Genomic DNA, 12,553 nt, shown 5'->3' with positions numbered 1-12,553 from the left:
GAACTTTACCCCTCGATTCGCACCGGGTCCGGTCCACTGCAGCGACTTGTTGGGTGCGAAATACACTGGTGACCCCACAGCCACTCCAAACTAGAGGCTCACCAGAAATCACGTCTTGGCCCGCGCCCCGGAGCCGTCAACCCTGCGGCGGCCGGTAGGCCGCTCTAACTTGGCCCACCACGTTGGATGGTAGCGAGCCGATGAAAACTGGCGAATCTCAATTAATGATCGAAGGCGCCCTAAAAACCGCGCTCTGGAACTATAAACCCAAACCCCAAAACTTGCAAGGCGGAACGCGCTCTAACCCAGCGCGACGCATGTTGCCGAAACCGCGCCCAACATCTATTAGATTGAATTCACTCTGTCTTTGCTTGCACTTCATTGACAGATCACGATAAACTATTACAGAATGTTTAACCTGAGCGAATTACTCAATAGAACACCCCTGCTTCCTCGAGGTTAACCTATGATACACCCAGAAGTTATAGATTTCAACCCCCCATCTATTCAGGTGAACCGGCCAATTGCTGAGTTTCCAAAACCAAAATTGTTGGATCAATTGCGGGAAATAATTCGCCTGAAACATTATTCCATACGCACTGAACAGAGCTATGTGGATTGGGCCAAACGCTACATTTTTTTTCATGGAAAGAAACACCCGAAGGATATGGGGGCCAAAGAAATAGCGGCCTTCCTGACCCACCTGGCGGTGGACAAGAACGTTTCAGCCAGCACACAAAACCAAGCGCTCAACGCCCTTATTTTCCTTTATAAGGAATTATTACGCATCAGCGTGGGAGACATTGGGGACGTGGCACGGGCAAAACTGCCCATTCGCCGGCCAGTGGTGATGTCGAGGGACGAAGTAAAACGAGTGATCGAAAAAATAACAGGCCCACCCAAATTGATGGCGGAACTGCTTTATGGGACAGGGATGAGGCTCATGGAAGCGGTTCGGTTAAGGGTCAAAGATATTGATTTCGAGCTCAATCAGATCATTGTCCGGGATGGGAAAGGCGCCAAAGACCGGGTGACCATGCTCCCCCAAAAATTACGGCCCGTTTTGGAGCGGCATCTGACTGAAGTGAAAGCGATTCATGGACGAGATTTGGCGGCTGGCTACGGCCGAGTTTTTTTGCCCTATGCCCTGGCGGAAAAATATCCAAGCGCAAACAAAGAATGGGGTTGGCAATATGTGTTCCCCGCCCGAAGCATTTCAAAAGACCCCCGAAGTGGGAACATGGCGCGGCATCATATCCATGAAACAGCGCTCCAAACCGCTATGAAAAAGGCGGTTCGGGCCGCTAATCTAACAAAACCGGCCAGTGTTCATACACTTCGTCATAGTTTCGCCACCCATCTTTTAGAAGCGGGTTACGACATCCGCACCGTTCAAGAACTTTTGGGCCACAAAGACGTCAGTACCACCATGATTTACACCCACGTGTTGAAACAAGGCGCCGGGGCCGTTCGCAGTCCGGTAGATTTTTAGAATCCATTGAAAATATCCCAAGAGATTGAGTTTCCGGTCCTGGCCCAGCTCCCCGCCACCGAACGGAACCGCTTCATTCAAACGTGTCCTCGAAAACAATTGACCAGGGGCACCGCCCTCTTCCATGAAGGAGATCCCCCACGGGCCGCCTACCTTGTGGCATCGGGACTGTTAAAAGCGGTGAAATATACGCCTCGTTCCATCGTCTCCGCCATGGATCTCATCTTTCCCGGCCGCCTGTGCGGTGTTATCGCGCTTTTAGACAAACGTCCTTACCCCTTGACCGTGGTGGCCCTTCAAAACTCAGAAGTTCTAGCGATGTCGGCATCTTCATTCGATTCACTGATGCGGGCCCACAGCGCCTTTGCTCAAAGTGTCCACCAAGAGATGGGGGATCACCTTCGCCACGCCCAAACCATGCGGGCTATGGCGACGGAACCCGTGGAACGCCGGGTGGCTCACCTCTTATCCCTTCTCTTGCCGGAAACTGGCGCGGAAGTACGCCTCCGCCGGGAAGACATCGCCGAACTGGTGGGTTGTATCCCCGAAACCGCCATTCGTGTTCTCGCCGACTTCAACCGACGAGGGATTCTCCGCACCGGCTGGAAACGCATCACGTTGATGGACCGTTCCTCCCTTGAAAAGTTCACCGTTTCTCATCGACTAACAAAATCAACCCGCCGATGAGATGGGAAGGACCCCCTTGAACATCGTTAACATCCATTTGATCGATATGTCCTAAAGCCGACCAAGTTAAAGTCGCGCTTTATAGTGGTCGGCGGGCCATTAAACCTGCGCAAGCGCATACTTTTCCCCTGCCGGTAACCCTAAAATAAAATCCCTTTCGGATGAAAACAATTGATGTCTTTTCAAAATATTCGCGAAGGGGCAATATTTTCGAGCAAAGGAGCTCAGTTCAATGACCAACGAACGGAAACCTCTCGGCATTTCGCCCTGGTGGAGACACGGGGCCATCCTCACGGTCATCATTGGAATCAGTGGGCTCATTTTCATGGGAAGGACCACCTACACCGGCGCCCCCCCCTATTTTGACGCGATCACAACCGAGGGGCAGACCCTCTTCACCGCCAAGGACATTGTGGTCGGCCAAGACGTTTTCCAAAAATATGGGCTCATGGATTACGGGTCCTTTTTTGGCCATGGTGGCTACCGCGGTCCTGATTTTTCAGCCGAGGCCCTACACAAACTGACGCTCGGCCTACGCGACGTTTACGCCCAGGAGAAGGGAGCCCCCCAATTTGCTTCCCTTTCTGAAACCGATCAAGCAATCGTGGCGGATCGCGTTATTAAGGAACTCAAAACCAACCGATACGATGAAACCACGGGCGCGGTCACCATCACTCCCGCCTACGCCCAATCTTTTGAACTCTTGGTCAATAACACGAACGCTGTTTTCAAGGAGGGGGGCAAAGACATTCCCCTCCCCGCCAACTACATTCCGGACGCCATGGACCGACGCAATCTAACAGCGTTTTTTGCCTGGGGCGCCTGGTCCGCCGTCACTCCGCGTCCTGGGAAAGAGTATTCCTACACCAACAATTGGCCGCCGGACGAACAAGCCGGAAACCGTCCGTCCTTAGCGGTCATTCTGTGGAGCGCCCTGAGCGTGATTTCACTTTTGGGCGCGCTCGGGCTCGTGCTCATGTTTTTTGGACGGTTTGACTATTTGGGCTGGGGCAGTGAAAAAATGCCCTTGGAAAAAATTCCCGCGATAGAAGACATCACCATCACGCCCAGCCAACGGGCCACATACAACTTTTTTCTCGTTGTCGCTCTTTTGTTTGTGTTCCAAACACTCATGGGAGTTTTGACGGCCCATTACTTTGTTGAAGGCGCTGGCTTGTATGGGTTTGATATTCGCGGAATTCTTCCCCTGACGATTACGCGCAGTTGGCATCTTCAACTTTCCATCTTCTGGATCGCCACGGCCTGGTTGGCGGCGGGGATCTTCGTTGGTCCCATGGTGTCCAAAACCGAGCCCAAAGGTCAGGCGGCCCTGGTCCACGTTCTCTTCGGTGCGGTGGTGCTGGTCGCCGTGGGAAGCATCGTGGGTGAGTGGTTGGGCATTAAAGGGTTGCTTGGCAAAGCCTGGTTTTGGCTGGGCCATCAGGGATGGGAATATTTGGAACTGGGCCGGCTCTGGCAAATGCTCCTCACCGTGGGGATGGCGCTTTGGGCGGTCATCGTTTTCCGCGCGGTCAAGCCCACACTGAAGGGGGAAGACCGCGGGGGGATGCCTTACCTGTTGATGTATTCCATTATCGCGATTCCCATCATGTATTCGTTCGGAATGCTGTATAAACCGGGCACCAACTTCGCGGTGGCCGATTTTTGGCGCTGGTGGATTGTGCATCTGTGGGTGGAAGGATTCTTTGAACTGTTCACAACAATTGTCGTGGCCCACATCTTTGTCATTCTAGGCCTGGCCCCCAAAGAAGCGGCGCTCCGAGTGGTTTACCTCGACATCATTCTGTATCTTGGCAGCGGGATGATTGGGACAGCGCACCATTACTATTGGACAGCCCAACCCGCCATTAATTTGGCGCTGGGATCCGTGTTTAGCGCCATGGAAGTGGTTCCGCTCTGCCTGCTCACGCTTGAAGCGTGGAACTTTATTAAGCTTCGGCAAAACAAGAGCATCTTTGCGGTCACACCCCAAGAATTTCCTCACAAGTGGACCGTCATGTTCCTCATGGCCGTGGGTTTTTGGAACTTCCTGGGCGCGGGCGTTTTCGGGTTTCTGATCAATCTTCCCATCGTGAGTTATTACGAACACGCCACCTACTTAACGTCCAACCACGGTCACGGCGCCCTGATGGGTGTGTATGGAAACCTAGCGATTGCGGCGCTGGCGTTTTGTTGCCGGCTGATTGTGGTCCCCCATCGCTGGAACGACAAACTCTGGGGGATCTCTTTCTGGTCCCTCAACATCGGCCTGCTGTTGATGCTGGCGCTCAACATTTTTCCCGCGGGTATTTATCAACTGGTCCAGAGCATCCAACACGGGTTCTGGTATGCGCGAAGTGAGGCCGTCATCCAATCGTCCTTCTTCCAAATCACCACGTGGGCCCGGGTCTTGGGCGACATGGTCTTCGTGATCGGGGGAACCATCCCCATCGCTTACTTCATGGTCACACGTTTGTTTTCGCTCCGCACCGCGAAATAGGAAGAAACCGACCACTCAATAGCCGAAGGCGGGTCTCCTGCGTCGCTAATGTCTTGGCCCGCAAAACCTGGGAGGGGTCCACTTTCCTCTCCCAGGGAAACGTGGGAACGGTCAGGTTTTCTCGTGGGTTAAATTCGTTTACCTGGTCCACCGCATCCACATTCCCACCGCCCGTTTAACAACGGGGATCAGATGTGATTTCATTTTCGATCCCGCCACCCGCTTGAGGGGCTCCGTATAACGGATCGATTCAAAAGAACCGCCAGTGCGCGTGCGGCCAGCGGTTTTGAATTAACCCGGAATCCCCAGTTGAGCGCGAGGGCCGGCTAGGCTCAGAGAGCCTGGCACCTGAGGCAGCAGAGCCGCTTATGCGAGACGAAAAAAGCGGGCTTCTTTACGAACAAAAAAGTGCAGGTCGTAGGCCGCTCCCACGCGGCACTTCCGCTAGCGCGGTCGCGGACACTACGGACAAACTTTTTTGGGAAGGAAATAGGCCCGATTTTTTTTGTCGAACCCCGTGATTCAACTGAGGATTTCGGGTTAATTATTGTCGTTCAACGACCAATCGTAATCGGTGAATTCGATCTTCACCGCGCTCGTTAATATTTCGCGCCGCGCCGGCTCGGGGAAATAGGGAGCGACGAAAGCCGTAACACTTCCCGATTTATTGACGAAATCCTCTTTGAACCATTCAAAGATGGGGGAAAGGAAAAGAACGCCGTCTTCCCACCGGTTTTTTTGCCGCTGGGAGATGAACAGGCGCCCTTGCTCCTCCAACTGCGCGTCCAATCGGTCGGCCACGTATGGTTCTCCGCGCAAGGGCGGGCACCCCTTTGCCGCGCACACTAAGGCAAAATGAGCTCTTGGGTCCGGGTATTCCTTCCGGATGATCTTGTGCTCGAGTTCAGCCAGGGTGATCATCCGCCCAAAGAGGGGGACCACGGGTTGGTCCCAGGGCCCTCTACGGATACTTCCGATCTTCTTAATGCTCCTGACCGGGTAATGATGGATGATCAATCGAAGAGTCTGAGCGTTGTATAAATTAATCAGGAAGGATAAGCGGTCCTTTTCGGGCCAACGGCGGAATTCGGTTTCCGGCACCGCAGAAAGGGAATTCGCGTAGGAATCCAACTCTTTTGGGTTCGCCTTCAGGCCGGCGTAATCCACGCGAGCGTCCCGAACAAAACGGCTTAAGACCCGCTCCAAAGTCCCATGACTCTGGTCAAAATCGGCCGCGGCCGCAGGCGTGACAACGATTGTCGCCCACAGGATCGCCACAATCATCAATTTTATGTATCTCATAGAAGTTCTCCTCATGTCATTTATTATGGGGGACGTACTCAGTTTATCAGTTTACTTGACATAGCGTCGAGCATTGAATAGCATCCAATCATGCCACGTCAACCCCGATTGGTGGTCCCAGGCGGCCTTTATCACGTTATGGCCCGAGGCATTGAACGTCGAACCCTATTTATTGATCCCATCGAATATCGCGAGTTTATCGACCGTCTTGATCAATCATTAAACGACTCCGGGTGCCTTTGTTTTGCCTGGGTTTTGATGCCGAACCATTTCCACCTCTTGGTCCAAGTGGGCAAAGAGGGCACGCCTCCGCTCATGCGTCAGTTGATGACGGGCTATGCGGTATTCTTTAACAGAAGACATCGCCGAGCTGGACACCTCTTTGAGAACCGATACAAAGCCATTCTCTGCGAAAAAGAGACCTACCTGATGGAATTAATTCGCTACATTCATTTGAACCCCCTTCGTGGAAAGATCGTTGAATCGTTGGAAGCTCTCGAGAATTTTCCATGGAGTGGCCATCGCGCTCTTCTGGGTTTAGAAACAAGGGCATTCCAACGCGTGCATGATGTTTGGTCGCAGTTTGGCAGGCATCAGAAAAAAGCCCAAATCGCCTACCGCGGTTTTATTTCGGAAGGGGCGGGGACTGGCCAACGGGCTGATTTGATGGGAGGGGGATTGTTACGAAGCTTGGGTCGGTCGCCAGGGAATTGGGCTGGCCTGAAAAAAGAAGATCTCCAGGCTTCCGATGAACGAATTTTGGGAAGCGGATGTTTTGTGGAAACAGTGCTCAAGAAAATTGAAAAGAGAGCGGCTCCCAGCCCCATTAAAAACATTTCAGTGACAGATTTATTGGATCGGGTGGCCGCATTGCATAACCTTTCAAGGAAAGACCTAACACAGAAAGGACGCAGGGGCCCGGTCTCCCAGGCAAAGGCGGTCCTCATTTATTTGGGGACCCATTACAAAGGGCAAACCTGTCAATTCATGGGGCAGATGACAGCAATGACCGTTCAATCCGCATCCATCGCCAAAATTCGAGGGGAGACCCTCGTCCAGAAAAATCACGAACTACGTAAACTGATAAACTGAGTACGTCCCCATATTGTTTGGTCAGCTTGTTTTTGTTCGGCGGGCCACCATGTAATAGAGGACTGGTACAGCCATTCGGGAGAGAACGGTCGAAGCGATTTCACCGGCCATGAGAGCAACGGCCAAACCCTGGAAGATGGGGTCAAACAGAATGACTCCCGCCCCCGCCACCACGGCTGCCGCGGTCAACAACATGGGGCGAAACCTCACCGCACCTGCGTCAATCACGGCCTCTTTCAGGGGCATCCCTTCAGCCAATCGCAAATGGATGAAATCCACCAGAATAATGGAGTTCCGGACCACAATTCCCGCCCCCGCGATAAATCCAATCATACTGGTCGCGGTAAAGAAAGCCCCCAAACCCCAGTGCGCGGGGAGAATACCCACAAGCGTGAGAGGGATCGGAACCATCACCACCAACGGGATGGTAAAAGATTTAAACCATCCCACCACCAGCACATAAATCAACACCAGGGCGAACGCAAACGCTAATCCCAAATCACGAAAGACCTCATAGGTGATTTGCCATTCCCCATCCCACTTCAGCGCGCGCTCTAAAGAATTTCGAGGGGAAGAGGCGAAATATTCTTTCACATCATACCCGGATTTTTCCGCCAAATCTGTAATTTTTTTCCGGAGATCCAGAATCGCGTAGACGGGGCTTTCCTGTTTCCCCGCCACATCCGCAATCACGTAGCTCACCCGCTGCAGGTTCTTGTGATAAATAGGAGGATCCTGGTCCACCCGTTCTCGGCTGGTGAGTTTCGCTAAGGGGATCAATGTCCCGTTCCGCGAAAGAAGATTAATTTTACCCAGGGCATCCAATCCCTTTCGATCTTTTGACGAAAGCCGCAAACGGATTTCCACCGGGTCCTTATCCACTCCCGTGGAGGCGAGCCCCAACGTTTGCCCCCCCAACGCCAAACTCGTCGTCTGGGCAATGTGCTGGGCGGAAAGGCCGTTCAAGGTGACTTTTTCTCGGTCCACCCGAATCAAGTCTAACGGTTCCACCGATGGGACATACGTGTCCACGTCCACGATATCCTCCGCCGTGCGCAAAAAGTTTTGCAGTGTCCGCGCAAAAGCGTCACGCGCGGCATTGTCGGGGCCATACACTTCAAAAACAAGCGTCGAAAGCACCGGCGGCCCCGGTGGAATCTCCGCCACTTGAACACGCGCGTTGTAACGGTCGGCAATGGCCTGGACCACAGGTCGAAGAGAGGCGGCCACCGCGTGGCTCTGCCGTTTTCGGTCTTTCTTGTCCAAAAGATTCACGGCCAGGTCCGCCTGGTTCGGCCGTTGCCGCAGGAAATAATGCCGCACCAACCCGTTGAAATTGTAAGGGGCGGCCGTTCCCACATAGTTCGTGATCCGCTCCACTTCCGGAGCCTGGGCGAACAGCGCTTGGCTTATTTCATCAGCGGCCTTTTGAGTTCGGTCGTGCCCCGTCCCTTCGGGAAGGGTCAACACCACTTCAAACTCATTTTTATTATCGAACGGGAGCATCTTCATGGTGACTTTCTTAAAATACACCAACGACACCGCCGCCAACAACAACACCACCGTCCCTCCCAAATACAGCCAACGGGAGAAGGTGTGGGTCAGAAGCCGTCCCATGAACCGGCGATACATCCGGTCCAACCAAGATTCTTCCCCATGCCCCACCCCTTCTTTAGGCTTCCATATCCTCAGAACGTGGGTAAACGCCCACGGGGAAATGATGAAAGCAATCCCCAGGGAAAAAAGCATCGCCACACTGGCTCCGACGGGGATCGGCCGCATGTAGGGCCCCATTAGTCCCGACACAAACGCCATGGGCAGGATGGCCGCGATCACGGCCCAGGTGGCCAAAATAGTGGGGTTTCCCACCTCGGCCACGGCGTCCACGGCCAGTTGTCGCAGCGAACGGCCGTCCCTCATGGCGAAATGCCGGTGTATGTTTTCCACCACCACAATAGCGTCGTCCACTAAAATGCCTATGGAAAAGATGAGGGCAAAAAGCGTGATGCGGTTCAGCGTGTATCCCAACAAAGAGTAAACGAGCAGGGTCAACGCCAACGTCACCGGAATGGCCACCAGCACCACCAACGCTTCCCGCACACCCAGGAAAAACGCGATCAAGAGCGTCACCGATAGGGTGGCCAAAGCCATGTGATATAAAAGTTCATCGGATTTTTCTTTTGCCGTTTCCCCGTAATTCCGCGTCACGGAGACTTTCGTCTCTTTTTTCAAAAGGCTGGGGCGCACAGCGTCAATTCTTCCCATGACTTCCCGGGCGACCTCCGTGGCGTTTTGGCCACGTCGTTTGGACACCGCCAAGGTCACGGCCTCCCGCGGCTTTCCTTCCCTCGTCCATTCCTTAACGGAGCGGTCCTCCTCGTCTGGCCCATCCGTAATGGTGGCCACGTCCGCCAGGGTCACCGCCCGACCGGAAGAAACCCCCACGACAATTTTCCGCAAATCGTCCGCCGATCGGATGAGCGCATCCGTTTCCACCGCCACCGCGCGATCGCCTTGGGCTGATGTTCCAGCCGGAAGACGGGTGTTCGCGGCCTGCACGGTTCCCGCGAGCTCCAAGGGAGTCAACCGATGGCGGGTCAGGGCCGCCGGATCAAAATGAATGAGAAATTGGCGTCGACGACCACCTATAATTTCAGTTGCGGAAACGCCCGGAACCGCGCTGATTTCTTCCCGTAAAGCCGCGGCTTGGGTCCGGAGGGAAAAACCGTCTTGGCCCTCCCCCGTTAAGTTGAGCGCCAAAATAGGAACGTCATCAATCGATCGGGGTTTGACAAGAGGTTGCGTCGCCCCCGGCGGGAGAAAATCCATGTTGGCGAAAGTCTTTGTGTACACCCGCGTCATGGCTTCTTCAGGATTTGTCCCCACTTTAAAGCGGAGTATAAACATCGCCAAACCTGGCTCAGAGGTGGAATAGACATATTCCACGTCTGGAATTTCCCAAAATTTCCGTTCACCCACATGGGTCAAACGGTCTTCCACTTCGCGAGCGCTGGCTCCCGGGTATCCCACAAACACATCAAACATGGGAACATTGATTTGGGGTTCCTCTTCTCGGGGTAGGCTCACGGTAGCGAAAAGTCCCAGGAGCAAACTGGCCAGGACAAAGAGCAAGGTAAGTTTTGAAGCGATAAAAGTTTCCGCCAGCCGGCCTGCCAAACCGAGCGCGTGTGGTTTCTCTGGTGGGGTGGGGTTTGTCATCGTGGTTTCTCCAATGCAGCGGAAAGGGCGCCGAGGGCTCCCTCATCCAAAATCCCCGCCGCGGCCAAGGTTTTGGCCCGTTGAATATGCAGTTGAGCCAAGGTTTCTAATCGAAGGGACTCCGCCCGGGCCAAGGCTTCCTCCGCTCGAAGAACGTCCAGAATACTTTGCCGCCCTTCACGGTACAAGGGTCGAAAAAGATCCAAGGATTTCCGGGCCTGCTCGGCGGTCCCTTCCAAGAGGGGGAGGGCGTCCCGAGCCCCTTCGTAACGACGAAGGGCTTGAAGAATTTCGATCTGGACTTTCTCTTCCAAAGCCTCCTGCTGTTGCCGTCCGGCCCGGAACGCCGCGGCCGCCTTTTTTCGCCGTGCGGTGTACGCTGGATCCCCCAACGCCCACCGAGCGCGAACCATGAGCAATCGGCTTGACGGGTTGGACGAAAAATTTTCGGTGTTGGTCTCGGCCTGAGCCATGGCATCCACCCGGGGAAGGATGGTGGACTTTTCTTGAAATAAAGCCACTTCCGATTGTTGGACCTGCAGACGGGCCGAACGAAGGTCCGATCGGTTCTGCCGGGCCATCCCGCGCAGTTCATTTTCGGAAGGGAGGGCAGGCCCCCCCGCCCGCAAAGTTCCTCGAAGTTGAAATCCCGCGGGAGAAAGCCCCACGAGAATAGCCAACGAATCCCGACCGGCCTCCGCCATTTTGTCGGCTTGAACGCGCCAGGCTTGGAGCCCAGAGAGGACAGCCTGTGCCGCAAAAAAATCGGACCCCAAAACCAACCCCTTAGCGCGAAGTCGCTCCGCGCTCTGAATCTCTTCCTGGGATGCCCGAATCCGTTCGTCCAACATGTTTCGTAATTCTTGGGCCTGAAGGGTTTGAAGACCCGCCTCCAAGACCCCTAATCGCATGTCTTGTCGCGCCCCAGTGGCCGCACTTTCCGCCTGGGATAGCCCTAACTCCGCCATCTTTTGTGCACTTTGAATTTCAAATCCCGTGAAAAGTGGAACCCCCACTTGAAGATAACTTTTGAAATTCGTCACATACCCCGGGTGGTTTAAGGTTCCAATATCAAAATTAGCTTGGCCGAAATTCCGCTGGTCCAATAACGATCCAAAAGCATACACAGGGCTGTCCCCCCGGGTAAAACTCGATCCCGCTTCAAACCGTGGAAACCGGGACGCCTGAACTTCGGACCGTTCCCGGCGCGCCCGCTCCACCTGGGCATCCGCCGCCTGAAGACCAGGGTTCCGTGCCACCGCGCGCCGAACGGCCTCGACCAACGTGAATTGTTCCACCGCCCCCAGCGGGAATGCCAGGAGTGCCATCAGGGCCAGCAATCGAATACGCATGGAAAGTAAAATCAAACCGTTGTCTTGGGGGTGCTGCATTTCCGCAAGATGGTCATCAGAGGACACCAATTCGTAAAAGCCGATTGCAATAGATTCAATCCCACGAAAGCCGTAAAAAAGAGCCATTTGGGACTGTGCGTATAAGCCAACCCCAAACTCAACAAAACAAAAAAACCAGCCACGCCACGCAAAGTCCGTTCAATATTCATTTTTGATCCTCCTCATTTCATAATCGTCTCTCGTTCGCTTACCTACACCCACTTCCGGGCCCCATGAATTAGAGCCAAAATTTCAACCCGATCGTTCCGAAGTCCATACGAGAGCAGGAGAGGCGTCCCAGGGACAACCATCTCCCGGGTTCCCTTCACACGTCCCGGCCGCCCCATCTCGGGATGAAGAAGAAGTGACGCCACAGATTTTTCGATCACCTGGACCACGGAAGGAACAGCCGTCGGCTTCTCACAAGCGGCGCAATCCAACGCGCTACTTAAATCCCCCACTGCCTGCCGGGTCCAAAATATTTTCACAGCCGCTTTTTCTGAAGAACAGACGCCACATCCGCCCCCGAAACAAATTGCCCTTTCTCCGCCTGCCCCCCAGCGGCACGAATATGCCCCATTTGCCACCGTCGCAACTCAATGTAGTGGTCCACCGCCTCGTTCAACACATAACTTCGATCCCGGTCCGCCGCCAAAGCAATAGCGTCCAAGGATTTGGTTTTCTGAGAATCCATCCGAAAAGTAACGGTGTGTTTAGGCATAAAGTTTTGTAGCCCGTATATAATACATCGTATTACAATAAACTGCAATGCATTATAATAAGGTGTCTCTTTGTGTCTGTTTAGCTCCAGGGGGTGATCGACGGGGAACATAATTTTTGAATTAAAATTTCCCAGGCCATAAAAACTGT

Annotated in this window: 10 protein-coding genes; 4 read left to right on the top strand and 6 right to left on the bottom strand. The window is 53.9% G+C overall.

Annotated elements, in window-relative coordinates:
• The first annotated feature begins 466 nt into the window (after positions 1–466).
• The 3 genes from JNK54_10455 (at position 467) to JNK54_10445 (ending at position 4,679) form a co-directional block, all read left to right on the top strand.
• The gene (locus JNK54_10455) at positions 467–1,492 is read left to right on the top strand and encodes an integron integrase (GenBank protein MBL8024678.1); all 1,026 of its coding nucleotides are present in this window, start codon (positions 467–469) and stop codon (positions 1,490–1,492) included.
• Between the two features lie 6 nt (positions 1,493–1,498).
• Positions 1,499–2,179, top strand: a complete 681-nt coding sequence (locus JNK54_10450; protein ID MBL8024677.1) for a Crp/Fnr family transcriptional regulator — start codon at positions 1,499–1,501, stop codon at positions 2,177–2,179.
• Positions 2,180–2,411: 232 nt separating this feature from the next.
• A complete protein-coding gene (locus JNK54_10445) occupies positions 2,412–4,679 on the top strand; it encodes a nitric-oxide reductase large subunit (protein ID MBL8024676.1) in 2,268 nt (755 codons plus the stop codon).
• Positions 4,680–5,219: 540 nt separating this feature from the next.
• On the opposite strand, the gene JNK54_10440 is transcribed toward JNK54_10445, so the two are convergent.
• Positions 5,220–5,963 carry a DUF547 domain-containing protein gene (locus JNK54_10440; protein ID MBL8024675.1) on the bottom strand — a complete coding sequence of 248 codons (744 nt, stop codon included), beginning with the start codon at positions 5,961–5,963 and terminating at the stop codon, positions 5,220–5,222.
• 108 nt (positions 5,964–6,071) lie between these two features.
• Here JNK54_10440 and JNK54_10435 point away from each other — a divergent pair, with 108 nt between their 5' ends.
• Positions 6,072–7,073 (top strand): transposase, encoded by a 1,002-nt coding sequence (locus JNK54_10435; GenBank protein MBL8024674.1) that lies wholly within the window; start codon positions 6,072–6,074, stop codon positions 7,071–7,073.
• 21 nt (positions 7,074–7,094) lie between these two features.
• Here the strand turns inward: JNK54_10435 and JNK54_10430 are convergent, their stop codons facing one another.
• Genes JNK54_10430 through JNK54_10410 form a run of 5 tightly spaced genes read right to left on the bottom strand, consistent with a single transcriptional unit; the run spans position 7,095 to position 12,404 of the window.
• Positions 7,095–10,292 carry an efflux RND transporter permease subunit gene (locus tag JNK54_10430; protein ID MBL8024673.1) on the bottom strand — a complete coding sequence of 1,066 codons (3,198 nt, stop codon included), beginning with the start codon at positions 10,290–10,292 and terminating at the stop codon, positions 7,095–7,097.
• Entirely contained in the window at positions 10,289–11,644 is a 1,356-nt protein-coding gene (locus JNK54_10425; protein ID MBL8024672.1) for a TolC family protein, read from the bottom strand. The genes JNK54_10430 and JNK54_10425 overlap by 4 nt, the downstream gene beginning before the upstream one ends.
• Positions 11,645–11,655: 11 nt before the next feature.
• Positions 11,656–11,853: a DUF2892 domain-containing protein gene (locus JNK54_10420; protein MBL8024671.1), complete on the bottom strand. Its 198-nt coding sequence runs from the start codon at positions 11,851–11,853 to the stop codon at positions 11,656–11,658.
• 42 nt (positions 11,854–11,895) lie between these two features.
• Entirely contained in the window at positions 11,896–12,171 is a 276-nt protein-coding gene (locus tag JNK54_10415) for a type II toxin-antitoxin system RelE/ParE family toxin (GenBank protein ID MBL8024670.1), read from the bottom strand.
• Positions 12,168–12,404: a CopG family transcriptional regulator gene (locus JNK54_10410; protein MBL8024669.1), complete on the bottom strand. Its 237-nt coding sequence runs from the start codon at positions 12,402–12,404 to the stop codon at positions 12,168–12,170. The genes JNK54_10415 and JNK54_10410 overlap by 4 nt, the downstream gene beginning before the upstream one ends.
• Positions 12,405–12,553 lie beyond the last annotated feature (149 nt).

Source organism: Elusimicrobiota bacterium (assembly GCA_016788905.1).
GTDB lineage: Bacteria > Elusimicrobiota > Elusimicrobia > FEN-1173 > FEN-1173 > JADKHR01.
The sequence above is the reverse complement of the archived record's forward strand: the minus strand, read 5'-3'. Positions and strand labels throughout refer to the sequence as shown.